25 protein-coding genes are annotated in these 26,780 nt (G+C 69.0%); 10 read left to right on the forward strand and 15 right to left on the reverse strand.

Annotation, left to right across the window (positions count from 1 at the left end):
- The first annotated feature begins 44 nt into the window (after positions 1-44).
- Complete coding sequence (gene sugE, locus ACILRB_RS07155; RefSeq protein ID WP_395665609.1) at positions 45-365, forward strand: quaternary ammonium compound efflux SMR transporter SugE; 321 nt, start codon at positions 45-47, stop codon at positions 363-365.
- A 43-nt stretch (positions 366-408) separates the two neighbouring features.
- Here the strand turns inward: sugE and ACILRB_RS07160 are convergent, their stop codons facing one another.
- The 4 genes from ACILRB_RS07160 to ribH form a co-directional block, all read right to left on the reverse strand.
- Positions 409-2,544 carry a sodium-translocating pyrophosphatase gene (locus ACILRB_RS07160; protein ID WP_395665610.1) on the reverse strand — a complete coding sequence of 712 codons (2,136 nt, stop codon included), beginning with the start codon at positions 2,542-2,544 and terminating at the stop codon, positions 409-411.
- Positions 2,545-2,717: 173 nt separating this feature from the next.
- Entirely contained in the window at positions 2,718-3,704 is a 987-nt protein-coding gene (thiL, locus tag ACILRB_RS07165) for a thiamine-phosphate kinase (RefSeq protein WP_395665611.1), read from the reverse strand.
- A gap of 34 nt (positions 3,705-3,738) precedes the next feature.
- The gene (gene nusB / locus ACILRB_RS07170; RefSeq protein WP_395665612.1) at positions 3,739-4,218 is read right to left on the reverse strand and encodes a transcription antitermination factor NusB; all 480 of its coding nucleotides are present in this window, start codon (positions 4,216-4,218) and stop codon (positions 3,739-3,741) included.
- The gene (gene ribH / locus ACILRB_RS07175) at positions 4,215-4,724 is read right to left on the reverse strand and encodes a 6,7-dimethyl-8-ribityllumazine synthase (RefSeq protein ID WP_395665613.1); all 510 of its coding nucleotides are present in this window, start codon (positions 4,722-4,724) and stop codon (positions 4,215-4,217) included. The genes nusB and ribH overlap by 4 nt, the downstream gene beginning before the upstream one ends.
- Positions 4,725-4,920: 196 nt before the next feature.
- Here ribH and ACILRB_RS07180 point away from each other — a divergent pair, with 196 nt between their 5' ends.
- The 3 genes from ACILRB_RS07180 to ACILRB_RS07190 all read left to right on the forward strand — a co-directional run bounded on the left by ACILRB_RS07180 (position 4,921) and on the right by ACILRB_RS07190 (position 7,855).
- Positions 4,921-6,465: an AAA family ATPase gene (locus ACILRB_RS07180; RefSeq protein WP_395665614.1), complete on the forward strand. Its 1,545-nt coding sequence runs from the start codon at positions 4,921-4,923 to the stop codon at positions 6,463-6,465.
- 83 nt (positions 6,466-6,548) lie between these two features.
- The gene (locus ACILRB_RS07185) at positions 6,549-7,328 is read left to right on the forward strand and encodes a hypothetical protein (protein ID WP_395665615.1); all 780 of its coding nucleotides are present in this window, start codon (positions 6,549-6,551) and stop codon (positions 7,326-7,328) included.
- Between the two features lie 104 nt (positions 7,329-7,432).
- Positions 7,433-7,855, forward strand: a complete 423-nt coding sequence (locus tag ACILRB_RS07190; RefSeq protein ID WP_395665616.1) for a hypothetical protein — start codon at positions 7,433-7,435, stop codon at positions 7,853-7,855.
- Positions 7,856-7,931: 76 nt separating this feature from the next.
- On the opposite strand, the gene gatB is transcribed toward ACILRB_RS07190, so the two are convergent.
- The 3 genes from gatB to gatC form a co-directional block, all read right to left on the reverse strand.
- Complete coding sequence (gatB, locus tag ACILRB_RS07195) at positions 7,932-9,419, reverse strand: Asp-tRNA(Asn)/Glu-tRNA(Gln) amidotransferase subunit GatB (RefSeq protein WP_395665617.1); 1,488 nt, start codon at positions 9,417-9,419, stop codon at positions 7,932-7,934.
- Positions 9,420-9,593: 174 nt separating this feature from the next.
- Positions 9,594-11,075, reverse strand: coding sequence for an Asp-tRNA(Asn)/Glu-tRNA(Gln) amidotransferase subunit GatA (gene gatA, locus ACILRB_RS07200; RefSeq protein WP_395665618.1), 1,482 nt, complete (start codon positions 11,073-11,075; stop codon positions 9,594-9,596).
- 31 nt (positions 11,076-11,106) lie between these two features.
- A complete protein-coding gene (gene gatC / locus ACILRB_RS07205) occupies positions 11,107-11,394 on the reverse strand; it encodes an Asp-tRNA(Asn)/Glu-tRNA(Gln) amidotransferase subunit GatC (RefSeq protein WP_395665619.1) in 288 nt (95 codons plus the stop codon).
- A gap of 207 nt (positions 11,395-11,601) precedes the next feature.
- Between gatC and ACILRB_RS07210 the strand changes: the two genes are divergently transcribed.
- Positions 11,602-12,429, forward strand: a complete 828-nt coding sequence (locus ACILRB_RS07210) for an alpha/beta hydrolase (RefSeq protein WP_395665620.1) — start codon at positions 11,602-11,604, stop codon at positions 12,427-12,429.
- Here ACILRB_RS07210 and ACILRB_RS07215 read toward each other — a convergent pair.
- Positions 12,426-13,130: a metal-dependent hydrolase gene (locus tag ACILRB_RS07215; protein ID WP_395665621.1), complete on the reverse strand. Its 705-nt coding sequence runs from the start codon at positions 13,128-13,130 to the stop codon at positions 12,426-12,428. The genes ACILRB_RS07210 and ACILRB_RS07215 overlap by 4 nt on opposite strands.
- Positions 13,131-13,278: 148 nt before the next feature.
- On the opposite strand from ACILRB_RS07215, the gene ruvX reads away from it, so the two are divergent.
- Positions 13,279-13,776: a Holliday junction resolvase RuvX gene (gene ruvX, locus ACILRB_RS07220; protein WP_395665622.1), complete on the forward strand. Its 498-nt coding sequence runs from the start codon at positions 13,279-13,281 to the stop codon at positions 13,774-13,776.
- On the opposite strand, the gene ACILRB_RS07225 is transcribed toward ruvX, so the two are convergent.
- Positions 13,760-15,313: an amino acid permease gene (locus tag ACILRB_RS07225; RefSeq protein WP_395665623.1), complete on the reverse strand. Its 1,554-nt coding sequence runs from the start codon at positions 15,311-15,313 to the stop codon at positions 13,760-13,762. The two genes, ruvX and ACILRB_RS07225, sit on opposite strands and share 17 nt — an antisense overlap.
- A gap of 74 nt (positions 15,314-15,387) precedes the next feature.
- On the opposite strand from ACILRB_RS07225, the gene ACILRB_RS07230 reads away from it, so the two are divergent.
- The 3 genes from ACILRB_RS07230 to ACILRB_RS07240 all read left to right on the forward strand — a co-directional run bounded on the left by ACILRB_RS07230 (position 15,388) and on the right by ACILRB_RS07240 (position 18,458).
- Positions 15,388-16,659, forward strand: a complete 1,272-nt coding sequence (locus ACILRB_RS07230) for a flavin monoamine oxidase family protein (RefSeq protein ID WP_395665624.1) — start codon at positions 15,388-15,390, stop codon at positions 16,657-16,659.
- A gap of 71 nt (positions 16,660-16,730) precedes the next feature.
- Entirely contained in the window at positions 16,731-17,957 is a 1,227-nt protein-coding gene (locus tag ACILRB_RS07235) for a GNAT family N-acetyltransferase (protein WP_395665625.1), read from the forward strand.
- Between the two features lie 66 nt (positions 17,958-18,023).
- Positions 18,024-18,458, forward strand: coding sequence for an HIT family protein (locus ACILRB_RS07240; RefSeq protein WP_395665626.1), 435 nt, complete (start codon positions 18,024-18,026; stop codon positions 18,456-18,458).
- Positions 18,459-18,559: 101 nt separating this feature from the next.
- On the opposite strand, the gene clpA is transcribed toward ACILRB_RS07240, so the two are convergent.
- From clpA to ACILRB_RS07255, 3 genes are all read right to left on the reverse strand, one after another.
- Positions 18,560-21,043, reverse strand: a complete 2,484-nt coding sequence (gene clpA, locus ACILRB_RS07245; RefSeq protein ID WP_395665627.1) for an ATP-dependent Clp protease ATP-binding subunit ClpA — start codon at positions 21,041-21,043, stop codon at positions 18,560-18,562.
- Positions 21,044-21,054: 11 nt separating this feature from the next.
- Positions 21,055-21,489: an ATP-dependent Clp protease adapter ClpS gene (gene clpS, locus ACILRB_RS07250; protein ID WP_395665628.1), complete on the reverse strand. Its 435-nt coding sequence runs from the start codon at positions 21,487-21,489 to the stop codon at positions 21,055-21,057.
- 467 nt (positions 21,490-21,956) lie between these two features.
- Positions 21,957-22,298: a phasin family protein gene (locus tag ACILRB_RS07255; RefSeq protein ID WP_395665629.1), complete on the reverse strand. Its 342-nt coding sequence runs from the start codon at positions 22,296-22,298 to the stop codon at positions 21,957-21,959.
- A gap of 239 nt (positions 22,299-22,537) precedes the next feature.
- On the opposite strand from ACILRB_RS07255, the gene ACILRB_RS07260 reads away from it, so the two are divergent.
- Positions 22,538-24,379, forward strand: coding sequence for a D-alanyl-D-alanine carboxypeptidase (locus ACILRB_RS07260; protein ID WP_395665630.1), 1,842 nt, complete (start codon positions 22,538-22,540; stop codon positions 24,377-24,379).
- A gap of 72 nt (positions 24,380-24,451) precedes the next feature.
- Here ACILRB_RS07260 and ACILRB_RS07265 read toward each other — a convergent pair whose 3' ends face one another.
- The 3 genes from ACILRB_RS07265 to ACILRB_RS07275 all read right to left on the reverse strand — a co-directional run bounded on the left by ACILRB_RS07265 (position 24,452) and on the right by ACILRB_RS07275 (position 26,726).
- Positions 24,452-25,231: a DnaJ domain-containing protein gene (locus tag ACILRB_RS07265; protein ID WP_395665631.1), complete on the reverse strand. Its 780-nt coding sequence runs from the start codon at positions 25,229-25,231 to the stop codon at positions 24,452-24,454.
- Positions 25,232-25,343: 112 nt separating this feature from the next.
- Positions 25,344-26,051: a VWA domain-containing protein gene (locus tag ACILRB_RS07270; RefSeq protein ID WP_395665632.1), complete on the reverse strand. Its 708-nt coding sequence runs from the start codon at positions 26,049-26,051 to the stop codon at positions 25,344-25,346.
- A gap of 24 nt (positions 26,052-26,075) precedes the next feature.
- The gene (locus ACILRB_RS07275) at positions 26,076-26,726 is read right to left on the reverse strand and encodes a glutathione S-transferase family protein (RefSeq protein ID WP_395665633.1); all 651 of its coding nucleotides are present in this window, start codon (positions 26,724-26,726) and stop codon (positions 26,076-26,078) included.
- Positions 26,727-26,780 lie beyond the last annotated feature (54 nt).

The following is a 26,780-nucleotide window of genomic DNA, read 5'->3' on the forward strand; positions in this document are numbered from 1 at the left end:
AGCCCGCGCGGCCGGCGGCCCTCGCTCCTCCAGCCGGAGGCCGCATGGCCTGGATCGTCCTGATCGCCGCCGGGCTGCTTGAGGTCGTCTGGGCCTTCGCGATGAAGCGCTCGGAGGGGTTCACGCGGCTCGCGCCGAGCGTCGTCACAGTCGTGGCGATGGTCGCAAGCGTCGGACTTCTCGCCTACGCCATGCGCAGCCTGCCGCTCGGGACCGCCTATATGATCTGGACCGGGATCGGCGCGCTCGGCGCCTTCGTCGCGGGCGTGGTCTTTCTGGGCGAGGACGCAGGCGCCATGCGCCTTCTCGCCGCCGGCCTCATTCTCGCCGGGCTCATCCTGATGAAGACGGCCTCATCGGCCTGAACCGGCGCGCGCGGCGCGCCGGCCTGGCTTCGGCCGCTCGCGCTCAGCGCGCCAGAAAGGCGAGCAGCAGCAGCGCGACGATATTGGTGATCTTGATCGCCGGATTGACCGCCGGGCCGGCGGTGTCCTTGTAGGGGTCGCCGACCGTGTCGCCGGTGACGGAGGCCTTGTGCGCCTCGCCGCCCTTGAAGTGCTTGACCCCGTCCTTGTCGGTGAAGCCGTCCTCGAAGCTCTTCTTGGCGTTGTCCCAGGCGCCGCCGCCGGACGTCATCGAGATGGCCACGAACAGCCCGTTGACGATCACGCCGAGCAGCGAGGCGCCGAGCGCGGCGAAGGCCGAGGCCTTCGAGCCCGAGATCAGCAGCACGCCGAAATAGACGACGAGCGGCGCGAGCACCGGCAGCAGCGACGGGATGATCATCTCGCGGATCGCCGCCTTGGTCAGCATGTCGACGGCGCGGCCGTAATCGGGCCGCTCCGTCCCCTGCATGATGCCGGGCTTCTCCTTGAACTGGCGGCGCACCTCCTCGACGACCGAGCCCGCCGCGCGGCCGACCGCCGTCATGGCGATGCCGCCGAAGAGGTAAGGCACGAGGCCGCCAAAAATCAGCCCGGCGACGACATAGGGGTTCGAGATGTCGAAGGACACCTCGCCCATGCCGCGGAAGTAGGGGAACTGCTCAGGGTTCGCCGAAAAATAATGCAGATCGTGGCTGTAGGCCGCAAACAGCACGAGCGCGCCAAGGCCGGCCGAGCCGATGGCGTAGCCCTTGGTCACCGCCTTGGTGGTGTTGCCGACGGCGTCGAGCGCGTCGGTCGCCTGGCGCACCTCCTTCGGCAGGCCGGCCATCTCGGCGATGCCGCCGGCGTTGTCGGTGACCGGGCCGAAGGCGTCGAGCGCGACGATCATGCCGGCGAGGCCGAGCATGGTGGTCACCGCGATCGCCGTTCCGAACAGGCCGGCGAGCTGGCTCGTGGCGATGATGCCGGCGATGATGACGAGCGCCGGCAGCGCCGTCGATTCGAGCGAGACGGCGAGGCCCTGGATGACGTTGGTGCCATGGCCGGTGACCGAGGCCTGGGCGATCGACACCACCGGCCGCTTGCCCGTGCCCGTATAATATTCGGTGATGACGACGATGCAGCCGGTCACGACAAGGCCGACGACGCCGCACAGGAACAGGTGGAATCCGGTCACGGGATGGCCGTCGGCCATGCCGATCGTCCCCCAGCCGACGCTGAGCGTGACGGCGAGCGCGAGGCCGACGACGGACAGGAGCCCGGCGGCGATCAGCCCCTTGTAGAGCGCGCCCATGATCGAGCCCGAGGGGCCGAGCTTGACGAAGTAAGTGCCGGCGATCGAGGTGACGATGCAGGCGGCGCAGATGGCGAGCGGCAGCAGCATGGCGCCATAGAGCGACGGCTGGCCGGCGAAGAAGATCGCCGCGAGCACCATGGTCGCGACCACCGTCACGGCGTAGGTCTCGAACAGGTCGGCGGCCATGCCGGCGCAGTCGCCGACATTGTCGCCGACATTGTCGGCGATGGTCGCGGGATTGCGCGGATCGTCTTCCGGGATGCCCGCTTCGACCTTGCCGACGAGATCGGCGCCGACGTCGGCCCCCTTGGTGAAGATGCCGCCGCCAAGCCGCGCGAAGATCGAGATCAGCGAGGCGCCGAAGCCGAGCGCGACCAGCGCGTCGATCACCGGGCGGCTGTTTGGCGCATGGCCGAGCGGCACGGTCAGCACGAAGAAATAGACGGCGACGCCGAGCAGCGCGAGGCCGGCGACCAGCATGCCGGTCACCGCGCCCGCCTTGAAGGAGATGTCGAGCCCCTCGGCGAGCGATTTGGTCGCGGCCTCGGCGGTGCGGACATTGGCGCGCACCGAGACGTTCATGCCGACGAAGCCGGCCGCGCCCGACAGGAGCGCGCCAATCAGGAAGCCGATGGCGATCTCGCCGCCGAGCAGCAGCCAGAAGGCGACGAAAATGACGGCGCCGACGACGCCGATGGTGAGATATTGCCGCTTGAGATAGGCCTGCGCGCCTTCGGCGATGGCCCCCGCGATCTCCTGCATCCGCGCCGTGCCGGCGCTGGCGCTCATGAGCTTCGCGGACGTGACATAGCCGTAAGCGACAGACAGCAGACCTGCGAGGATGACGAGCCAAATGGCCATCTGCTTCCACCCCTGGGAGTATTGTTGTTTATGGATTTTGGAGCGCCGAATTGGCGAACGCCCGCGCCCGATCGAAGGGAGCCTATAGAAAGCGCGAAAGCTCCGCAATCGGCCGGATCAAATTCGCGCACGGCTCACAAACGTCCCATTCTGCAAGCTGCGCCAAGGACTTGTCAGAAATGGCCGAAGCTTGCGCGCTTGAGCGCGACGGGCGCGCCGTCCTCCCCGATAAAGCGCGGCGCGCCCTCGCCGCGCCGCGCCGCGCCGATTCGTTTCACCGCGACGCCGGCGCGCGCCGCCGCCCCCGCGAAGGCCTCGGCCCGCCCGGGCGCGCAGACGCAGAGGATTTCATAATCGTCGCCGCCGGACAGGATCGTTTCAATCAGCGCCGGCTCGCGCGCGAGCGCCGCGGCGGCGGCCGCCGAAAGCGGCAGATCGCGCGTTTCGATCTCGGCTGAAAGCCCGTCGAGGCGCAGCATTTTCGCCAGATCGCCGGCGAGCCCGTCGGAGACGTCCATCGCCGCCCGCGCATGGACGCGCAAGGCGTCGCGCAGCGCGAGGCGCGGGCGCGGCAGAAGATAGCGCTCGGCGAGGAAGCCCGCGTCGGCGGCGCCGAGCGCGTCGATCCAGCCGCGGTCCTGCGCCGCGCCGAGACGCATCCGCAGGCCGAGCGCGGCGTCGCCGACCGTGCCTGACAGAAAAAGCGCGTCGCTCTCGCAAACGCCGCCGCGGCGGATCATGCCGGCAGGCGGCGACGCGCCGAGCGCGGTGACGGAAATCGTGAGCGGCCCCGGCGTCGCAACCGTGTCGCCGCCAAGCAGCGGAAAGGCGTATTCGGCGGCGTCGGCCCCGAGCCCCTGCGCGAAACGTTCGAGCCAGTCGGCGTCCGCCGCCGGCAGGGCGAGGCCGAGCAGAAAGCCGAGCGGCGCGGCGCCCTTGGCCGCAAGGTCCGACAGGTTGACGCGCAGCGCCTTGCGGGCGATGGCGTCCGGCGGATCGTCGGCGAAGAAATGCACGCCGGCGACGAGCATGTCCTTGGTGAGCGCGAGCGCGCCCTGCGCCTGAAGCTCGGCGGCGTCGTCGGTCAGGCCAAGGCCCGCCGCCCCCGCGAGCGGCGCGAAGAAACGCGCGATCAGCTCGTCTTCAGTGAGGCCGGCCATCTCGCCCCGCTTCGCCCTGCCCCCTTGCCGCGCCTCAGCGCGGGCGTTCGAACTCGGCGGCGCGCAGGCGCCGCGCGAGCGCGTCGAGCACGGCGTTGACCATGCCGGCCTCCTCGCGCTCGAAGAAGGCGCCGGCGACGTCGACATATTCCTTGATCGCGACCCGCGCCGGCACGTCGGCCCGCGCCTTCAATTCATAGGCGCCGGCGCGCAGAATGGCGCGCAGCACCGCGTCGACCCGCGCCAGCGGCCAGCCTTCGGCGAGCGTCTGGTCGACCACGCGGTCGATCGCGCCCTGGTCCGACTGCACGCCGGAAAGCACGTCGCGGAAAAAGACGACGTCGGCCTGCTTGTAGCGCTCGCCCTCGACTTCGCCGCCGATCCAGAAGGACTCGAATTCGGCCAGGGTCTCGGCGAGGCCCTTGCCGCCAAGGTCCATCTGGTAGAGCGCCTGCACGGCGGCGAGCCGCGCGGCCGAGCGCCCTTCGGCCGAAGTCACGCGCCCGCCGCTCATCGGACGGCCCCATGCCGCGACGCTTCGAGGCGACGCTTCAGCCCATGAAGCGCAAGCGCCGCCCGCGCGGCGTCCCCGCCCTTGTCGCCACGCGTCGGATCGGCGCGCTCGATCGCCTGCGCCTCGTTTTCGACGGTGAGGATTCCATTGCCGAGCGCAAGGCCGCGTTCGAGGCCGAGCGTCGTCAGGGCGCGCGCGCTCTCATTGGCGACGATTTCGAAATGATAGGTCTCGCCGCGAATGACGCAGCCGAGCGCCAGCGCGCCGGCGAAAGGCGCGCCGGCGGCCTCGGCCGCATCGAGCGCGATCTTCATGGCGACGGCGATTTCGAGCGCGCCCGGCACGTTGACGAGTTCATGGCGCGCGTCCGCCGTCGCGAGCGCCGCGCGCGCGCCCTGGAGCATCATGGCGCCGATCTCGTCATAATAGCGCGCTTCGACGATGAGGAAGCGCGCGCCCTCCGCAGTCTGCGCGAAGGCGTCGCTCGAGCGCCGCGGATGAGCCATAAGAGTCAAAAACCCGGAGATTGTGGCGCGTCACGGCGCCGGTCGGGCCTTGCAGTATCAAGGCGCGGCGGGAGCCGCAAGGCCGCCGCCCCGGAGCGCGCCGGAAACTCGCGGATCAGCCCTGCGGCGGCGCGCGCAGGCGAAGCGGACGGCGCGCGTTTGCGCCGCTGTGGCGGATTTCATTGAGGGAGGCCCCATGGACCAGCATCAGGCCGACGACCAGAGCGCGGCGTTCGCCTTTCTCGCCGACCCGGCGACGCATGGGCTCGGCGCCGGCGCCCCGGTCGCGCGCGTTTCGACCCATGGCGCGGAGCTCTTTCTCGCCGGACCCGACGTGTACAAGGTCAAGCGGGCGGTGCGCTTTCCCTTCATGGATTTCTCGACGCTCGAAAAACGCCGCGCGGCCTGCGAGGCCGAGATCGCCGTCAACCGGCCGAACGCGCCGCAGCTCTATGTCGAGGCGCTGCCGATCACGCGCCGGAACGGGGGGCTCGCGCTCGGCGGCGAGGGCGAGATCGTCGAATGGGCCGCGCGCCTGCGCCGCTTCGACGCTGAGGCGACCTTCGACCGGCTCGCCGCCCGCGGCGCGCTCGACGAGACGCTGGCGCGCAAGCTCGGCGCGACGATCGCCGCGGCGCATCGCAAGGCGGCGCAGCGGCGCGACAGTGAGGCCGCGGCGCGGCTCGAAGGCGTGATCGAGGACACGACGCAGGCGATCGCCGACGCGCCCGAACGGTTCGACGCCGCGACGACGACAAAGCTGGCGCGCCGCATGCGAACCGCCCATGCGGCGCTGCGCTCCCTGCTCGAACGCCGCGAGGCGCACGGCTTCGTCCGGCGCTGCCACGGCGATCTTCATCTGCGCAACATCGTGCTCCTCGACGGAGAGCCGACGCTGTTCGACGCGCTCGAATTCGACGAGCGGCTTGCGACCTGCGACGTGCTTTATGATCTCGCCTTCGCGCTGATGGACCTCTGGACCCGCGGGCTCGAGGCGCAGGCGAACGCCGTCATGAACAGCTATCTGGCCACGGCCGGCGAAATGGAGGCGGCGCTCGAAGGGCTCGAAGCGCTTCCGTTGTTTTTAAGCCTGCGCGCCGCGATCCGCGCGCGCGTCGCGCTTCTCGAGCCAGAGCTGACGCCGGACAAGATCGCGGCGGCGCGCAGGCTGTTCGAGCAGGCCTGCGCCTTTCTGGACGAAAGGCCGCCGGCGCTCGTCGCCGCGGGCGGACGGTCGGGGACCGGAAAGACGCGCTTCTCGCAAGCGCTCGCGCCGCGGCTTGGCCGGGCGCCGGGCGCCGTGCATCTGCGCAGCGACGTCGAGCGCAAGCGGCTGAACGGCGTCGGCGAACTGGACAGGCTGCCACCTGACGCCTACCGGCCGGAGCTCTCGGCGCCGGTGTATCGCCGCCTCGAGGCGCTCGCCGCCGTCGCGCTCGGGGCCGGCCAGGCCGTCGTGCTCGACGCGGCCTTTCTCAAGCCCGCCGAGCGCGCCGGGGCGGAGCGCACGGCGACTGACGCCGGAACACGCTTCTGCGGCCTGTGGCTCGACGCGCCGCTCGCGCTGCGGCTCGAACGCGTCGCCGCGCGCAGGTCCGACGCGTCCGACGCGGGCGTCGAGGTCGCGCGCGCTCAGGAGGATTATGAGACCGGCGTCATGTCATGGACGCGGCTCGACGCCGCCGCGCCGCTCACGGCGATGACGAAGGCCGCGCTCGAAGCGCTCGACGCGAAGGGCTGACCCGCCGCGCGGAGCGGCCGGCGGATCAGCGGCTCCCTCGTCAAAGCGAGGCGGCGCGCGCTGGCCAGGCCCGCGTTCAGGCCATGGGCGGGGCCGACGCCCTGGCCTTGCGCGTCGTCTTCTTCGCGGTCGTCGCCTTCTTCGCCGCCGACTTCGGCGCGCTCAGCTTGGATGCGACGGCCTTTGGGGCGGCGGCTTTCGTCGACGTCTTCTTCGCGGCGCCTGGCTTCGACCCGGTCGATTTGGCCACAGTCGATTTAGCGGCGGGTTTCGCAGCGGACTTCGGCGCAGCGGACTTGGGCGCAGCGGCTTTGGGCGCAGCGAACTTGGGCGCCGTCGATTTGGCGACGGCGGGTTTCGTCGCCGGCTTGGCCGCAGCCGTCTTCACGGACGCCGCCGTCTTCGCCGCGGCGGCGGCCCTGGCCGGCTTGGAGGCGGACGGTTTGGCGGCGGCCGGCTTCGCCGCTTTCGTCTTCGCCGCTTTCGTCTTCGCCGCTTTCGTCTTGGACTCGAGCGCCTTGAGCGCGGACGACTCGGTCACGGCCGGCTTGGCCGCAGCGGTCTTCGCCGCAGCGGTCTTGGCCGTAGTCGTTTTGGCCGCAGTCGTTTTGGGCGCGGCGGCTTTCACGGCCGGCTTCGCGGCGGCCGCCTTGGCCGTGGACTTTTTGGCCGTGGTCGTCGTCTTGGCCGTGCTCGTCGTCTTGGCCGTGCTCGTCGTCTTGGCGGCGGCCGTTTTGGCCGGCGTCTTCGTCGCCGTCTTGGTCGCCGCCGTCGTTTTCGCAGGCGTCTTTTTGACGGTCGCCTTCACCATGCTGAAATCCCTCCGATGCGTCATCCGTCGGTTGCTGCCGACCAGAGGCTGAAACAGGGTAGCGACGTTGGGCGCCCGCGCAAGAGGCGCGCCCGGCGCGGACGCCGGGCGAGACGCGCAAAGGACGCCGGCGCGCGCGGACGGCCGGGCAGGCCATTGGATGACGCTCATAATAGGATTATCATCATAAAATTGCCGCCGCCGCGCGCGTCGAAGGCGGCGGGCAGGCCCTGCGCCGCGTGCGCCGCCTTCGCAAAGCCGCCCGTCGCGCACGGCGTGGCGCCGGCCGTCAATTTCAAAGCCGTTGTTTTTGCGGCTTCTCTCGTTTTTTTTCCGATGCGGGCCGAGCGTCCGCCGCGCGGACAGCCCGGGCTCCGGGCGCGCGGCCCCCTCCGCGCGCGCCCGGCGCCCGCTTTGGACGAGATCATGCAAGACGCTGAAATCGCGGCGCGCGCGCGCGTCGTGACCATGCGCGGGACGGGCATAAAAAAAATTTCGTGCAAAGGTGATGATGACGGCGCGAAAGCGCCGAAAACGGCGCCCGCGCGCGACGCGCGCGGCGCGAATCAGCGTCACTGAGGCCGCGCGTCTTTGCACGACGACATGAGCGACTTTCCCGCGCGCGGGATTGCAAGGCCGCCGCGCGCGTGAAAATTCAGATGCCGAGCTTCGCCTTCAGCTCGTCGTTGACGGCCTGCGGATTGGCCTTGCCGCCGGTCTGCTTCATCACCTGCCCGACGAACCAGCCGAGCATGGAGGGCTTGGCCTTCGCCTGCGCGACCTTCTCCGGGTTCGCGGCGATGATCGCGTCGACGGCCGCCGCGATCGCGCCCGTGTCGGTCACCTGCTTCAGGCCGCGCGCCTCGACGAGCGCGCGCGGGTCGGCGTCTTTCTCTTCGCCGATGAGCAGCGCGAGCACGTCCTTGGCGATCTTGCCCGAGATCACGCCCTCGGCGATGAGATCGACGAGCGTCGCGATCTGCGCCGGCTTCAGATGCGTCTGCGCGACGCCGACGCCGACCGAATTGGCGTAGGCCGCGACGTCGCCGGTGATCCAGTTCGCCACCATCTTGGCGTCGCGCTTCGCGCCGCCATGGGTCGCGGCGGCCTCGAAATAATCGGCGTTCTCACGGTCGGCGACGAGCACGCCGGCGTCATAGGCCGGCAGCCCGTAGTCGCGCATGAAGCGCTCCTTCTTGGCGTCCGGCAGCTCCGGCAGGCCGGCGGCGAGCGCGTCGACATAGGCCTGGTCGAATTCGAGCGGCAGCAGGTCCGGGTCGGGGAAATAGCGGTAGTCGTGCGCCTCTTCCTTCGAGCGCATCGAGCGCGTCTCGCCCTTGCCGGGGTCGAACAGCCGCGTCTCCTGCGCGATCGTTCCGCCGTCCTCGATGACGCCGATCTGGCGGCGCGCCTCGACCTCGATCGCCTGGCCGATGAAGCGGATCGAATTGACGTTCTTGATCTCGCAGCGCGTGCCGAGTTTTTCGCCGGGGCGGCGCACCGAGACATTCACATCGGCGCGCAGCGAGCCCTGCTCCATGTTGCCGTCGCACGAGCCGATGTAGCGCAAAATGGTGCGCAGCTTCGAGACATAGGCGCGCGCCTCGTCGGCCGAGCGCATGTCGGGCTTCGACACGATCTCCATCAGGGCGACGCCGGAGCGGTTGAGGTCGACGAGCGAATCCGCCGCGAACTGGTCGTGCAGCGACTTGCCGGCGTCCTGCTCGAGATGCAGCCGTTCGATCCCGACGCTGATCTGCTCGGTCGGCGAGACGTCGACGGCGACGATTCCCTCGCCGACGATCGGGTTCTTGTACTGCGAGATCTGATAGCCCTGCGGCAGGTCGGGATAGAAATAGTTCTTGCGGTCGAACACCGAGCGCAGGTTGATCTGCGCCTTGAGCCCGAGCCCCGTGCGCACCGCCTGCGCCACGCATTCCTCGTTGATGACGGGCAACATGCCGGGCATCGCCGCGTCGACCAGCGAGACATGGTCGTTCGGCTCGCCGCCATAGGTCGCCGAGGCGCCCGAGAACAGTTTCGAGCGCGAGACGACCTGGGCATGGATCTCCATGCCGATCACGACCTCCCAGTCGCCCGTCGCGCCCTTGACGAGCTTTGCGGGTTTGCCCTGCGTGTTCATCCGCGTCTCCTCCTTAGAGGCTGTAAAGAAACGTCCCTCATCCTGAGAAGGGCCCGCCGGGGCCGTCTCGAAGGATGAGGGTTCATGCGCCTGCCGGAGCATCCTTCGAGACGCCGTCGCTGACGCAACGGCTCCTCAGGATGAGGGCCGCAAGGACTTCTCCAAAACGGTCTCTCAGGCCCACCATTTCGCCGGCGCGCCGATCTTCGGCGCGGCCTTCTCGATCACGCTCGCCGCGGCGAACAAGGTCTCCTCGTCGAACGGCCGGCCGATGAGCTGGAGCCCGAGCGGCAGGCCCTCCGACGAGACGCCCGCCGGCACGGAAAGGCCCGGCAGGCCGGCCATGTTCACCGTCACGGTGAAGACGTCGTTCAGATACATTTCGACCGGGTCGCCCGACCCTTTCTCGCCGAAGCCGAAGGCGGCCGAGGGCGTCGTCGGCGTTAAAATCGCGTCGACGCCCTGCGCATAGGCCGTCTCGAAATCGCGCCTGATCAGCGTGCGGATTTTTTGCGCGCGAACATAATAGGCGTCGTAATAGCCGGCCGAGAGCACATAGGCGCCGATCATGATGCGGCGCCTGACCTCGCGGCCGAAGCCGGCGGCGCGGGTTTCCTCATACATGCCGACGATGTCCTTCGCCGGGGCGCGCAGGCCATAGCGCACGCCGTCATAGCGCGCGAGATTGGACGAGGCTTCGGCGGGCGCGACGATGTAATAGGCCGGCAGCGCATAACGCGTATGCGGCAGCGAGATGTCGACGACGCTGGCGCCGGCCTCCTTCAGCCATTCGACGCCCTGGCTCCACAGCGCGTCGATCTCGGCCGGCACGCCCTCGACGCGATATTCGCGCGGCACGCCGATCTTCATGCCTTTGACGCCGCGCGACAGCGCCGCCTCATAGTCCGGCGCCGGCGCGTCGACGCTGGTCGTGTCCTTCGGGTCGTGGCCGGCCATGGAGCGCAAGAGGATCGCGGCGTCCTGCACGGTGCGCGCGATCGGCCCCGCCTGGTCGAGCGAGGAGGCGAAGGCGACGATGCCCCAGCGCGAGCAGCGCCCATAGGTCGGCTTGATCCCGACCGTGCCGGTGAAGGCCGCGGGCTGGCGGATCGAGCCGCCGGTGTCGGTCGCCGTCGCGCCGAAGCACAGGCCCGCCGCGACCGCCGCCGCCGAGCCGCCGGACGAACCGCCGGGCACGATCCTGGCGTCCGAGCCCCTGCGCCGCCAGGGCGAGACGACGGGGCCGAAATAGGAGGTTTCGTTCGACGAGCCCATGGCGAACTCGTCGAGATTGAGCTTGCCGAGCATCACCGCGCCGTCGCGCCAGAGATTGGCGCTGACGGTCGATTCATAGGCCGGCGTGAAGCCTTCGAGGATGTGGCTCGCCGCCGTCGTCTCGACGCCGTTGGTGCAATAGAGATCCTTGATCCCGAGCGGGATCCCTTCGAGCGGGCCCGCCTCGCCGCGCGCGATGCGCGCGTCGGAGGCCTGCGCCATCGCGAGCGCCTGCTCCGGCGTCTCCGTGATGAAGGCGTTGAGGACGCGCGCCTTCTCGATCTCGTCGATCTGCGCGCGGGCGAGCTCGACGGCCGAGAAGTCGCGCTTCAAAAGCGCGTCGCGCGCCTGGGCGAGGGTGAGGTCGGTGAGGCTGGCCACAGTCTGATCCGTATTCTTTTCGAGGCTTCGTCTATTCGACGACTTTCGGAACCTTGAAGAAATGGTCTTCGCGCTCCGGCGCGTTGGCGAGGATGACGTCGGCGACGCCGCCGTCGGTCACGACGTCCTCGCGCTTCTTCATCGGCATGGGCATGACCGAGGTCATCGGCTCGACGCCCTCGACGTCGACCCCCGAAAGCTCCTCGACAAAGCGCAGGATGGCGTTCAGCTCCTGCTGCAGATGCGGGACGTCTTCGTCGCTCACCCTGATGCGCGCGAGATGCGCGATGCGGCGCACCGTCGCCTGATCGACGGACATGTGTGTTTCCCTGAAAATCGAATGAAGAGGCAGCCTATAGCATCGCCGCTCGCCGCGGATCAAATGGCGGGCGCCGTTTTGCGCGGCCTTGCGAAAAAATGCGCGCGGGCGCGCCGCGAAAGCCGCGCCCTTCGCGCCTGAAGCGGCGAGGCGGAAGGGCGACGCAAATAGGCAAGACGTGTTTTGGCGTCCCCCGGCGGACGCGCTATGATCTTGCATCGCACAATAGGGTTTTCCATTTTGAAACAGGAAATTCTCCACGAACGTCCGACGTCGCCGCGCCAGCCGCCGATTCTGTTCGTCCATGGCGCCTATTGCGGCGCCTGGATCTGGGCCGAATATTTCATGCCCTTTTTCGCGGCGCAGGGCTTTCCGACTTACGCAGTCTCGCTGCGCGGCCATGGCGGCAGCGAGGGCGATCTTTCGCGCGCGACCTTCGACGACTATGTGGACGACGTCGTCAGGGCCGCCCAGACGATCGGCGACGCGCCGATCGTGATCGGCCACTCGATGGGGGGCCTCGTCGCGCAGCATTTCGCCGCGCGCCGTCCGGAGGTCAGGGCGCTGACGGCGCTCGCCTCCGCCCCGCCCTCCGGACTGCGCTCCTCGGCGCTGCACATGACGATGTTCGCGCCCGACGTTCTCTTCCAGCTCGCGCTCCTGCAAAGCCTCGGCCCGCGCATGGCGGCGCCGTCGGTGATCGCGAGAGCGCTGTTCTCGCCGCAGTCGGCGGCGGAAGGCGCCCAGAAGCTCGTCGAAAAGCTGCAGCGCGAATCCCCGATCGCGAGCGCCGAGCTGTTCGCCCCGCCAAAGCTCATTCCGCTGCCGCGGCCGACGCCCCTGCCCGCGCTTTCGCTCGGCGGCGACGCCGACGTGTTCCTGCCCCGCTCGGCCTTTCAGGAGACCGCGGACGCCTGGCGCGGGACGCTCGAAATCCTGCCCGGCGGCCCGCATGCGCTCATGCTCGATCCAGCCTGGCGGGACCTCGCCGCAGCCCGCATCCTCGCGTGGCTGCGCGACGTTCTCGGAGACTAGGCGAGCGCGACTTCGCCGCCGATCTGCGGCGTCTCGACGCGCAGGATGGTCGAGGCGAGCCCGGCCACGAAGGCGTCAGGCGTCTGGTCGAGAACGTCGAACGTGCCGAAATGGCAGGGTACGACCGTCTCGAAATCGAAGAAGCGCCTGACAGCCAGCGCCGCCGTCTTCGCGCCCATGGTGAAGCGGTCGCCGATCGGCACGATGCCGATTTTCGGCGCGTAAAGGTCGCGGATCAGCGCCATGTCGGAGAAAATATCGGTGTCGCCCATGTGCAGAAGCGTCGGCGATCCGTCCTTCGGCGTCAGCACGAGACCGTTCGGATTGCCGAGATAGATCGAGCGCCCGTTCTCGGTCGTTCCCGACGAATGCAGCGCCGGGGTGAAGCTCACGAAAAAGGGGCCGCAGTCGATCGTGCCGCCGGTGTTGCCGGGATTGACGCTCTGGGCGCCCTGCGCCTGCAGATGCATGCAGATTTCAAAATTGGAGACCACCTGCGCGCCGCTCTCCCGCGCGATCTGCGGCGCGTCGCCGACGTGGTCGTCATGGCCATGGGTCAGCAGGATATGCGTGACGCCGCGCGACGCCTCCGCGACGTCGCCCGAAAACTTCGGATTGCCGCTGAGAAAGGGGTCGATCAGCACGACCGCTCCCGGCAGCTCCACGCGAAAAGCCGAATGTCCAAGCCAGACCAGTTTCATGGGGCCAATCCTTCGCCGTCGCCCGCCGCCCGGCGGGCCCTTCGCCCGGTTCTAGCGCCGCGCGCGGCGGCGGGACATGGACATCGGGCGAAGATCCGCGCATTTGATGGGGACGGACACGGCGGGCCGGGCCCGCAAGAGGAGCCGCATGGCCGCCGACGTCATCGAAATCGCCGACATTCCCGCCCGCGTCGCGTCGCGACAGCGCCTGATCGGCGTCGATCTCGGCACGAAGACCATCGGCCTCGCGCTGTCCGACGTCGAGCGCCGCATCGCCACGCCGCTCGAAACGATCCGCCGGGTCAAGTTCACCCGGGACGCGCAGCGCCTCATCGAGCTTGTCGGCAAGTTCGACGTCGGCGCTCTCGTCGTCGGCCTGCCGCTCAACATGGACGGGTCCTCGGGCCCGCGCGCGCAGGCGACCCGCGCCTTCGTGCGCAGCCTCTCGGAGCTCGTCGCGCTGCCCGTCGCCTATTGGGACGAGCGGCTGTCGACGGCGGCCGTCACGCGCTCGCTGATCGAGCAGGACGTCTCGCGCGGCAAGCGCGCCGAGGTCGTCGACAAGCTCGCCGCCGCCTATATTTTGCAGGGCGCGCTCGACCGGCTGCGGCTCGCCGCCGCCGCCGCGCCTAGTCCGCCTGCGTGAGCCCGCGCGCGAGCCGGCTGCGCTTGCGCCCATAGAAGAAATACAGCGCGAGCCCGATCGCCAGCCAGACGCCGAGCCTGATCCAGGTGTCGTGCGGCAGGCCCAGCATCAGATAGACCGCCGACGCCGCGCCGAGCGGCGCCGTGGCGAACACGAAGGGCGCCCTGAACGGGCGCTCGATCTCCGGCCGCCGGACGCGCAGGAACACCACGCCGGCGCAGACGATGGCGAAGGCGAACAGCGTGCCGATGCTGACGAGCTCGCCGACGAGGCCGATGGGCAAAACCCCGGCGAGCGCCGCGACGACCGCGCCGGTCGCCAGCGTGGTGAGAAAGGGCGTGCCGAAGCGCGGATTCACGGCGCCGGCCGCCTCGGGCAGAAGTCCGTCGCGCGCGACCGAATAGAGGATGCGGGTCTGACCCAGCATCAGCACAAGCACGACCGAACTCAGCCCCATGATCGCGCCGAGCTTGACGAGCGTGGCGAGCCAGCCGAGGCCGATCGCGTCGACGCCGAGCGCGATCGGGTCCGGCACGCCGAGCTGGTCGAACGGCGCGACGCCGGTGAGCACGAAGCTCACGAGCACGTAAAGCACGGTGCAGAGCGCGAGCGAGCCCAGAATGCCGCGCGGCATGTCGCGCTGCGGATTCTTCGCCTCCTGCGCCGCGGTCGAGACGGCGTCAAAGCCGATATAGGCGAAGAACACCACCGCCGCGCCGCGCACCACGCCGCTCCAGCCATAGACCCCGTCGCCGGCCGCCGGCGGAATGAAGGCGCCTTCGGGGTTTGCGTCCGTGACCCAGTTCGCGGTGGTGACGGAGCCGAATCCGGCGAGGATGAAAATGACGATGATCGCCAGCTTGATGACGACGAAGACGTTGTTCACGCGCGCCGATTCGCTCACGCCCACGGCGAGCAGGAGCGTGACGGCGACGACGATCGCGACCGCCGGAAGGTTGACGAGCGCCCCCGTCATGGTCCATGTCGCGCTCGCCGGATCGAAGGCGAGCGGCGCGGAGGCGAGGCCGGGCGGAATGGCGAGCCCGAAATCCTTCAGGAAGCTCGTCACATAGCCCGACCAGCCGATCGCCACCGTCGTCGCGCCGAAGGCGTATTCGAGCAGCAGGTCCCAGCCGATGATCCAGGCGATGAATTCGCCGAGCGTGGCGTAGGCGTAGGTGTAGGCGCTGCCGGCGACGGGCGCGATCGACGCCATTTCGGCGTAGCAGAGTCCGGCGAGCGCGCAGACGGCGCCGGCGAGCACGAAGGAGAGGCTGATCGCCGGGCCGGCGTAGGCCGCCGCCGCATGGCCCGTGAGGACGAAGATGCCGGCGCCGACGATGGCGCCGACGCCGAGAGACATGAGGCTCGTCGCCGAAAGGCTTCGGCGCAGCGCATGCGCGCCCTCGCCGAAGCCGCCGCCCTCGGCTTCGGCCTGCAGCGCCGCGATGGATTTGCGGCTCCAGATGCTTGTCACTGAGTCTCCCGCCATGGTTTCAAAGCTCGAATCATCCTGCGTCGGGACGGACGAGCGCATTGTCGTCGAGCTTCGTCCCGGCGCAATGAAACAGTGCAAGAACACGGCCGCGCGAAAGGGATTTCGGAGCCTTCATGTCGCACGCTTCACCGGATTATGACGCGCTCGTCGTCGGCGCGGGGGCCGCGGGTCTTTCGGCCGGGCTCAGGCTGAAGGAGGCGGGGCTGAGCGTCCTCGTGCTTGAGGCGAGGCGACGCGTCGGCGGCCGCGCCTTGACGAAGACCATCGCCGGGTTTCCGCTCGACCTCGGCTGCGGCTGGCTGCATTCGGGCGACCGCAACCCCTGGACGCGGATCGCCGCCGGTCTCGGCTTCACCATCGACCGCGCCGCGACGCGCTGGGGCGAGCAGGATTTCGACCGCTCGTTTTCGGCCGAGGACCGCGACCGCGCGCGCGCCGCGCGGGCGGCGTTCCATGCGCGCATCGAAAGCGTCGACCTTGGCGCCGGCGACATGGCGGCGGCGGCGCTGCTCGAACCCGGCGGGCGCTTCAATCCGACGATCGCCGCCGAATGCGCCTTCATCAACGGCGACGGGCCCGAAAAAATCTCCGTCGCCGACTGGCGCCGCTATGAAGACTCGGGCGTCAACTGGCGCGTTCTCGAAGGCTATGGCGCGGCGATCGCGGCCTATGGCGCGGACGCGCCCGTGCGGCTTGGCTGCGCCGTGCGGCGCATCGACCATTCGGGCGCCTGCGTCCGGGTCGAGACGGCCGAAGGCGCGCTTTCGGCGAGAGCCGTCGTCGTCGCCGCGCCCGCGAGCCTTCTCGCCGCCGAGGCGATCGCCTTTCATCCCGCCCTGCCCGACAAGACCGCCGCCGCGCGCGGCCTGCCGCTTGGCGTCGCCGACAAGCTCGTCTTCCGGGCCGAGCCCTCGACGCTGCCGGCCGAAGGGCATTTCCTCGGCGACCCCTTCTCGGAGAAAACCGGCAGCTACAGCGTGCGCCCGTTCGGCCGGCCGCTGATCGAATGCTATTTCGGCGGCGACCTCGCCCGCGGCCTCGAAGCCGGGGGGCCCGGCTCCTTCATCGCGTTCGCGCTCGGCGAGCTCGCGCATTTCTTCGGCGCGGGCCTCGTGTCACGGCTCGTCCCCGTGGTCGAAACCCGCTGGGGCAGGGACCCGTTCTCGCTCGGCTCCTATTCCTACGCCTCGCCCGGCTGCTCCGACCAGCGCGCGGCGCTCGCCGCCCCCGTCGACGACCGGATTTTCTTCGCCGGCGAGGCCTGTTCGCGCGCGAGCTTTTCGACCGCCCACGGCGCCCGCCTGACCGGGATCGAGGCGGCCGAACGGATCATCGCGGCGCATGGCCGCGGCGGCGCGCGCGCGGCCCGGTCCCGCGCTCCTTGACCTTTCGGAGGGCGCGGGTGTCTTCTTGGAGGCCCTGCGCGCGCCCAGCCACGGGAGACGAGACGCCCCCGATGCCCCAGTCCTACACGGTCGAAATCGCGACCTCCATGGCTGCGATCGACGCCGCCGAATGGGACGCCTGCGCCAACCCCGCGGTCTTGCCGGCGGCCGCCGGGCAAGACCCCGGAGAGCGCTACAACCCTTTTATCTCACATGCTTTTCTCAAGGCGGCCGAAGCCTCGAAGTCAGTGTCTGCGCTGGTCGGCTGGGCCCCTGCGCATGTGCTCGTGCGCGATTCCGCGCGACGCCTTACGGCCGCCGCGCCGGCCTATCTCAAAAGCCATTCGATGGGCGAGTTCGTGTTCGATTTCGGCTGGGCCGACGCCTATCGCCGCGCGGGCCTCGACTATTATCCGAAGCTCGTCGTCGCCGCGCCTTTCACCCCGGCGACAGGGCGCCGCCTGCTCGTTTCGCCCGACGCCGGAGAAGCGGCGCGTCAGGCGCTGATCGGCGGCCTGCGCGCGCTGCGCGAGAAAATGAACGCCTCGTCGATCCATGTGAACTTTCCGACGCGGCAGGATTGGGACGATCTCGGCGCGGCGGGCTTTCTGCGGCGGACCGGCCAGCAGTTCCACTTCGTCAATCGCGGCTATGGCGATTTCGCCGACTTCCTCGACGCCCTCGCCTCGCGCAAGCGCAAGATGATCCGGCGCGAGCGGCGCGAGGCGCTTGCCGGCGGAATTGACGTCGAGCGGCTCGTCGGCCGGGACATCACGGAGCGGCACTGGGACGCCTTCTTCGACTTTTACGCCGACACCAGCGCGCGCAAATGGGGCCACCCCTATCTGACGCGGCCCTTCTTCTCGATGGTCGGCGAAACGATGGGCGAGCATATTCTGCTCGTCATGGCGAAGCGCGGCGGGCGCCTCATCGCCGGGGCCATCAATTTCATCGGCTCCGACGCGCTTTATGGGCGCAACTGGGGCGCGATCGAGGACGTGCCCTTCCTGCATTTCGAGGTCTGCTATTATCAGGCGCTGGAATTTGCGATCGAGCGCGGCCTGAAGCGCGTCGAGGCCGGCGCGCAGGGCGAGCACAAGCTCGCGCGGGGCTATGAGCCGGCGCCGACCTACTCCGCCCATGAAATCGCCGACCCGCGCTTTTCCGCGGCGATCGCCCAATATCTGCGCCGCGAGCGCGCCCAGTCCGACCTCGCGCTCGAGGATTATGCGACGCTGACCCCTTTTCGTCGCGACGGCGGCGCGCCGCAGGAGGAGCCGGAGGAGGACGGAGTCTGACGGGCCTTGACGCCGACTGGCGCGCCGCTATTGCCTGCCCCGGCGCAATCTTCTCGGAGCAGCCAGATGACGACGCCCGCCTATGACGACGCCAATATCTTCGCCAAAATCCTGCGCGGCGAGATTCCTGCCGTGAAGCTGTTCGAGGACGACGCCGTCCTCGCCATCATGGACGTCATGCCACAGACGGAAGGCCATGTGCTGGTCATTCCCAAGGCCGCGTCGCGCAATGTCCTCGACGCCGACCCGGCCGTCCTCGCGGCCCTCGCGCCGCGCGTCCAGAAGATCGCCCGCGCCGTGAAGACGGCTCTGGGCGCCGAGGGGATCACCATCATGCAGTTCAACGAGCCGGCCGGCGGGCAGACGGTGTTTCACCTGCATGTCCACATCCTGCCGCGCTTTGCGGGCGTCGAGCTCAACCGCCACGCCGGCGGGATGGCGAAGCCCGAAACGCTGATCCCCGTCAGGGACAGGATCGCCGCGGCGCTCGCGGCCGCCTGACGCTCTTTCCCGAAGAAAGGCGGTTGGTCCGACGAAAAAAGCCGCGACTCGCGTCGCGGCTTCTGGTTGCGGAGGTCGGCCGGCGCGGCCGACCGAACGCTTCAGTGCTTGGTCTCGGATTCGTCGGCGAAGGGCTCGGCCTCGTCGTCGTCGTCGAAATCCTCGTCGACCTCTTCTTCCTCGTCGTCGCCCTTCTGCTTGCGCGACTTGGCGCGACGGACCTCAGGCTCGGCGCGCACGCGTTTCTTGCCGGCCTCGACGATGTCTTTCTCGGGCCGCGGCTGCACGGGGCCTTCGGGGAAAACGAAGCCGAGCTTCTTGACGCCGTCTTCTTCCGTGACCACCACGCGGACCGTGCCGCCGTTCTTGAGCCGCCCGAACAGCACCTCGTCGGCGAGCGGGGTCTTGATCGTCTGCTGGATCACGCGGGCCATGGGGCGGGCGCCCATGCGCTCGTCATAGCCGTTCTCGACCAGCCAGGCGCGGGCGTCGTCGGCAAGTTCGATCGTGACGTTGCGGTCGGCGAGCTGCGCCTCGAGCTGCATGATGAACTTGTCGACGACCTTCGAGATCACCTCATGCGGCAGATGGCCGAAGGCCACGATCGCGTCGAGGCGGTTGCGGAATTCGGGCGCGAACAGGCGGTTGACCGCCTCGACGTCCTCGCCCGTCCGCTTGCCGGCGGTGAAGCCGTAGGACTCCCGCGCCATGTCGGCCGCGCCCGCATTGGTCGTCATGATCAGGATGACGTTGCGGAAATCGACCTGCTTGCCGCTGTGGTCCGTCAGCTTGCCATGGTCCATCACCTGCAGAAGGATGTTGTAGAGGTCCGGATGCGCCTTCTCGATCTCGTCGAGCAGCAGCACGCAATGCGGATGCTGGTCGATCGAGTCGGTGAGCAGGCCGCCCTGGTCGAAGCCGACATAGCCCGGAGGCGCGCCGATCAGCCGCGACACCGTGTGGCGCTCCATATATTCCGACATGTCGAAGCGCACGAGCTCGACGCCGAGCGCGGTGGCGAGCTGGCGGGCGACCTCGGTCTTGCCGACGCCGGTCGGGCCCGAGAACAGATAGCTGCCGATCGGCTTCTCGCCGTCGCGCAGGCCGGCCCGCGCCAGCTTGATCGCCGAGGTCAGGGCGGCGATGGCGCTGTTCTGGCCATAGACCACGCGCTGCAGCGTCTCGGTGAGATGCTCCAGCACCTCGGCGTCGTCCTTCGAGACGGTTTTCGGCGGAATGCGCGCCATCGTCGCGATGGTCGCCTCGACCTCCTTGACGCCGATCGTCTTCTTGCGCTTGGCCTCGGGCAGCAGCATCTGGCTCGCGCCGGTCTCGTCGATCACGTCGATCGCCTTGTCGGGCAGCTTGCGGTCATGGATGTAGCGCGCCGAGAGCTCCACCGCGGCCTTGATGGCCTCGTTGGTGTAGCGGATCTTATGGAACTCCTCGAAATAGGGCTTCAGGCCCTTCATGATCTCGATCGCGTCCGGCACCGACGGCTCGTTGACGTCGATCTTCTGGAAGCGGCGGACGAGCGCGCGGTCCTTCTCGAAATACTGGCGGTATTCCTTGTAGGTGGTCGAGCCGATGCAGCGCAGCGTGCCCTGCGCGAGCGCGGGCTTGAGCAGGTTCGAGGCGTCCATCGCGCCGCCCGAGGTCGCGCCGGCGCCGATCACGGTGTGGATCTCGTCGATGAACAGAATCGCGTTCTTGTGGTTCTCGATCTCCTTCATGACCTGCTTCAGGCGTTCTTCAAAGTCGCCGCGATAGCGCGTGCCGGCGAGCAGCGTGCCCATGTCGAGCGCGAACACGGTGGCCTCGGAGAGCACCTCCGGCACCTCGCTCTTGACGATCTTGCGGGCGAGGCCTTCGGCGATCGCCGTCTTGCCGACGCCCGGGTCGCCGACGAGCAGCGGATTGTTCTTGTGGCGGCGGCACAGCACCTGGATGGTGCGCTGCACCTCGGCCTCGCGGCCGATCAGCGGGTCGATGCGGCCGTCGCGCGCCTTCTTGTTGAGGTTGACGCAATAGGCTTCGAGCGCGCCTTCCTTCTTCTTGGCCTCGGCGCTCTCCTTCTCCTTGCCCTCGCGGTTCTCGCCCTCTTCGTCAGCCCCGCGGGGCGTCTTCGAGGGGTCGGAGAGGCCGGGACGCTTGGCGATGCCGTGGCTGATGTAGTTGACGGCGTCGTAGCGCGTCATGTCCTGCTCCTGCAGGAAATAGGCGGCGTGGCTTTCGCGCTCGGCGAAGATGGCGACGAGCACGTTCGCGCCCGTGACCTCCTCGCGGCCCGAGGACTGCACATGGATCACGGCGCGCTGGATCACGCGCTGGAAGCCGGCCGTGGGCTTGGCGTCCTCGCGGCCGTCGCCGACGAGATTGTCGAGCTCCTGCTCAATGTAGTCCTTCAGGCTTTTCTTGAGCTGGTCGATGTCGACCGAGCAGGCCCGCAGCACGGCCGAGGCGTCGGCGTCGTCGGTGAGGCTCAACAGCAGATGCTCGAGCGTCGCATATTCGTGGTGGCGTTCGTTGGCGACGGCGAGAGCGCGGTGGAGCGACTGTTCGAGATTGCGCGAGAAGGACGGCATTGGCTCCTACCTCATTTCTTTTCCATGATGCACTGCAGGGGGTGCTGGTGTTTGCGGGCGTAATCCATGACCTGCGTTACCTTGGTCTCGGCGACTTCGTACGTGAAGATCCCGCATTCGCCGACCCCATGCTGATGAACATGGAGCATGATCCGCGTGGCCTCCTCCGGCCCCTTGTTGAAGTATTTCTTGAGCACGGCGACGACGAACTCCATGGGAGTATAGTCGTCATTCAACAGCAGGACCCGGTACATGCTGGGCTTGCGGGTCTGCGTCTTCGTGCGGGTGATGACGGCGGCGCCGGAGTCGCCGCCCGGCTTCTTGTCGTCCGATCCGGACGCGGCGCGAGGGGCGCGCCGCGCCGGAGCGGCATGCGCCGCGCGCGGGAGATCCGACTGTTTAAGCGTAGCCTGCGCCACGATGCTTTCCGCCTCCGCCTTCGACATGATCCGATGCGTCGAACATGAAGCTCCAGTGAACAACGCGCCGAATGATCCCGCAAGAGCGAATTGGCCGCCGAACTTTCAGCCCCGCTCCAACGTTCCGGCGCGGCCGGGGTTCGGATTCCAGCAATATGGGTAGCAAAATCCGCGCCGCAAAGGGCGCCCCGGCGCGAAGCGCGGACGCGGCTCGAGGATCGGCTTCAGGCGCGGCGGACGGGGCGCGAAAACGGACAAAGAAAAGCGGACAAAGAAAAGCCCGGCGCGAGCCGGGCTTCTGGACGTCCAGTCGAAAGCGGCGCAAACCTCGCCGGCCGGAGGCGGCGCGAAAATGTCTTGACCGACATTTGCGCCCACGACGGCCGCGCGACATTGTTTCGCGCGACGCGCGGATTCCTGCGGAGCCGGGCCCGCCGCGCGCGACGCGCAGTCCGGCCACGGCTCCCGACCCGGAACCCTGAGCGTGACGCGGCTCAGTCCTTGAGGGTCTGGACCTTGGCGACGATCGCCTCGAGCGGCTTGAAGGCCTCCTTGGCGAGGGCCGAGTAAAGCTCGCCGAGCTTGGTCGACTCGGCGACGAAATCGGCGTAGGCGCTCTTGGCGTATTCGGACTGGAGCTGGATCGCCGATTCGAGCGACTTCACGCCAAGCAGCTTCTCAAGAAACGCCTGGCCGTTCTCGAAGCTCTTCTTGGAGTAGTCGGTCGTCTCGGCGGCGATCGCCTGGAGCGCCTTCACGACGCTCTGCGAAGAAGACGTCGCCGTCTCGAACTGAGCCTTGCCGAACTTCTGAAAGTCTTCGATCGTATTCGCCATTAGTCTGTTCCCTGGTCGAATGTGCGCCGGCTCTTGCGGAGTTCGAGGCGGCCTGGTGAGAAGCGGCGTCAAGCTGCTCCGAGTCACTTTATAGTGCGCTGCACAATTTACGTCAATCTCATTTCTGCATTGCAGCATCGCGGGGCGAAGCCGTGGCGCCTGCCTCTTAACTCCGCGCTAACCCTGACGAACTAGCGTCCGACGACCGTCGCGAGAGCGGCGAGCGGGGGATGCAGGGAATGACCGAGCCGAGTGCGACTGTTCGCCGCAATCCTGGAGCGCGAACCGGCGCCGCGAAGCTGTTCGTCGTCGCCGCCGGCTTCGTCGGCCTTTTCGCCGTCGGACTCGTCGCCGTCGGCGTCTCCTCCTCCGACGCAGAAGCGCGCCAGCGGCCCCGGGCGCATGCCGCCAAGAGCCCGGTCAAGCAGTTCTCGCGACGCTATGCGCTCGGTCAGAAGCATCGCTCCCTGCGCTACATGCAGCCGCGTCCCTTCGCGCCCGCGAAAAACTTCGCCGCCATCGTCGTCGACGCGAACAGCGGCGAGACGCTCTATGGGCGCAACGAGAACGAGCCGCGCCACCCGGCCTCGGTCACCAAGGTGATGACGCTCTACCTGCTGTTCGAGCGGATCGAGGCGGGCGACGTCAGCCTCGACGACGAGATCGCGATCTCGCCGCACGCGGCGGCGCAGAAGCCGACCAAGCTTGGCCTTCGGCCCGGCCGCACGATCAGGGTCGACGACGCGATCAAGGCGCTCGTGACCCGCTCCGCCAACGACATCGCCGTCGCCATCGCCGAGGCGATCGGCGGCGACGAGGCGAACTTCGCCCGGATGATGACGGAGAAGGCGCGCGAGCTTGGCATGTCGGGCACGACCTACGTCAACGCCTCGGGCCTGCCGGCCGACGAGCAGATCACCACGGCGCGCGACCTCGCCCTGCTCGGCCGCGCCGTCGAGGAGCGCTTCCCGCGTGAATACCGCTATTTCTCCACGCGCGCCTTTTATTACGGCGGCGCGACCATCATGAACCATAACCGGCTGATGTCGCGCGTCGAGGGCATGGACGGCATCAAGACCGGCTACACCAACGCCTCCGGCTTCAACCTGCTCGCCTCGGTCAAGCGCGACGGGCGCTATATCGTCGCCGTGGTGATGGGCGGGGTCAGCGCCCCGGCGCGCGACCGCATCATGGCCGACCTCATCGAAGAGCATATCGAGGACGGCTCGAAGACGCGCGTCGCCTCGGTGCTGCGCGACGCCGAGAAGCTCGCCGCCGCGACGCCGTCCGCGGCGCCCGCCGGCGCCGGCGTCGAGCCGCTCGCCTATGTCGAGACGCGGCCGGCGGCGCAGACCGAAGCGCAGCAGGCGGCGCTCGCCGCCGTGACGCCAAAAACGCAGGAGTTCGATCAGACCGCGGTCGCCGCCATCGCGCCCGCCGCGCCAAAGCCCCGCACGGCGTTCACGCCCGGCGCCCTGCGTCCGACGCCCTTCGCCGCGATTCCCCCGCTGTTCCTGTCGGCGGCGAACGCACGCCAGCTTGGCGTGCGCACCGCTTCGCTCGACGGCTCGGTGTATTTCGCGCCGCCGACGAAGGCGCCCTCGCCGTCGCTGCGCTGGATGGCCGGCGCCGTCCCGGCGAAGCCGCGCGCCGCCGACCGGCGTTCCGACCCGAACCGGAAGATCGCGCTGCGCGTCGCCGACGAGGACGAAACGGCGAAGGCGCTGCGCGAGACGCTTGCGTCGGAGCGCGAGGCGAAGGCGGCGGAGGCTGAAGCGGAGGTTCCCGAAGGCGACGCGTCGGTCGAGGCCGAAGGCGACGCGCGTCCGGCCGGCGCGCGGACGGGGTGGATGATCCAGGTCGGCGCGGCCGACGACGCGGCCAAGGCCCAGTCGCTGCTCGCGCGGGCGAAGAGCGCCGTGCTGGCGCTGCGCGGCGCCGAGCCCTTCACCGAAAAGACGTCCCGGGGCTCGGGCGCGCTCTATCGCGCGCGGTTTGCCGGATTTGACGAAAAAAGCGCGAAAAAGGCCTGCAAGGCGCTGAAGCACAGCGGGTTTTCGTGCTTCGCAACGAAAAACTAACCGATTTTCGGCATGATCGAAATGTGAGCGCAGATCGCCCTCGCCTGTGTCTTCAGCGCCAACATCTGGATCCTACGGATGACGCCGCATCAGGACTTCTTTCGCTTCATTGACCCGCGCCGCCAGATCCGTCGTCCCGCCATGATCTGGATGAAGCTTTTTCATAAGCGAGCGGTGCGAGCGGACGACCTCTTCGCGCGAGGCTCCCTTGCGAAGCCCCAGAACCTCATACGCTTCATCCTGGGTCATGGCGCCGGAGTTCCGGCGCGACGCGCCGCTCCCCGCGTCGCTCTCGCTCTTTCGTGCCTCACGCCAGCCCGCAAACCGGCGATCGAGATAAGCTTCCAGAAGCCTGGCGCCCTCAGGATCGTCTCGACGGCAAAAGTCGTAGAGGGCTTCGCACTCCGGGCGAGTCAGCGCGTCTAGCTCGCGGCCTTCCTGCGCGCCGGCGAGCACAGCGCCCCACATGCGCCCCGTGTCATGATCGAGCTGCATCTCGATCGTCGCCGATCGCACGCAGGAGACCCTGGGGCCGCCGCCCGAAGGCGGGGCGGCGGAGCCGGAGCCGAACGGAAAGCCGCCCGCGCCGCCCCAGCCGCCAAAGAAGGGCCAGCCGAACGGACGCCCGCCGCCGCCGGGGCCGGAGTTCAGGAGCCAGAAGCCGAGGGCCCCGAAGCCCATGGCGAAAGGCGCCGCGCCGCGCGCGCCGAGAAAGGCCGCAAACAGCAGCGCCGCCGCGCCGCCGCCGCGCCGGAGCGCGCGCGCCAGCGCGACCGGATTGGCCCGGGCGAAGGCGCGCAGCGCGACCATCGTCATCCACAGCGCGATCAGGGACGCGGCGAGCACGATCATCGCCGGCCGGCCTCCCTTCCGCTGCGGGCGCGCGCGCCGCGCCGGCCTGGCGACCCGCCCATCGTCTCCCCGCGCCCTGTCGCGCCCGTCATAAGAGAAAACCCGTCCTGCTTCATTTCATCTGGCCGAGAAGCAGCCCGGCCCGCGCTTCCCGCCGCGCTTCGATCTCGAGCGCTCCGCGTCCGCCCGCGGCATAGGCCGCGGCCGCGGACAAAAGCGCGGCGAGGCGCTCCGCCGCGCCGGCGTCAAATGTGGCATAGGCCCCCCCGGTCATCAAGGCGATCCGCCGGAACAGGCGCGCGGCGAGGCGGTCTTCGCCTTCCTGGAACATGAACGCCTTGACGCCCAGAAGCCCGAGCCGGCCGGCGAGGTCGCAGAGCTCGTCGGCGCTTTCCTCCATGGCGTCGCCCACGAAAACCAGCGCGGCGATCGGCGCGGCCTTCGCTTCGTCGAGGGCGTGGCGCAACACTTTCGCGATCTGCGTGCGCCCGCCGGCGACGCGGATGCGCGTCATCGCCGCCGCAAGCTCCCGCCCGCCGCTCATGAAGCGCGAGGCGCGGCACTCGCCGAAGCCGCGATAGAACACGAGCTGCGCGTCAAGCCCGCCATGCGCCGCCGCGGTCGCGAACATGCGCGCCTGCACGGCCATGGCGAGATCCCAGCTCGGCTGGCGGCTCATGGTGGCGTCGAGCGCGAAGATGAGCCGCCCGCGCCCCCGCGCCGCGGCGAGCGGCGTCGCCGCCGACAGAAAGGCGTCGATGTCGGCGCGCGGGCTCCCCCCTGCGGGCAGGCCGCCCGGCTTTTCCCTGTCTGCGCTCATGACCGGCGCCTGCGGCCGCGCGTGTCATTTTTCATATTTTTCGATGATCCACGGTTCGGCGAAGGCGCCCGCGCTCCAGTCCCGCCAGGCCGGCAGCGCCTTCATGGCCTCCATATAGGCGCGCGTCGGCGCGCCGACCGGAACGGCGTAGACGTCGAGCCGGTTGACGACCGGCGCGAACATGGCGTCGGCGGCGCTGAAGTCGCCGAACAGGAACGGGCCGCCGGCGCCGAATCTGCCGCGCGCCCCGGAAAAAGCGGCCTCGAGCCGGGCGACGTCGGCGCTCGCCTCCGGCGTCAGCGGCAGGGGCGAGGGCTTGCGCCGCATGTTCATCGGCAGGAGCGCGCGCAGCCCCGTGAAGCCCGCGTGCATTTCGGCCGCGAGCGCCCTCGCCTCGGCCCGCGCCGCCCGCTCGCGCGGCCACACCGGCAGTTCGGGATGGGTTTCGGCGAAATATTCGACGATCGCGAGCGACTCCCACACGAGCGCGTCGCCGTCCTTCAGGATCGGGCATTTTCCCGCCGGCGAATGGCGCAGGATCTCCTCGCGCGTCTGCGGCCGGGCGAGCGGGACGACGATCTCCTCGAAGGGCGCGCCGAAATGGCGCATGAGAATCCACGGCCGGAACGACCACGAGGAATAGGCCTTGTTGGCGATGACGAGGACGGCGGTCACGGGATCGTCCCTGAAGAAGCGGCGCGGGCGCCGACTATAGCGCGCGCGAACGGA

The sequence above is a fragment of the Methylocella sp. genome, from assembly GCF_044226135.1.
GTDB lineage: Bacteria > Pseudomonadota > Alphaproteobacteria > Rhizobiales > Beijerinckiaceae > Methylocapsa.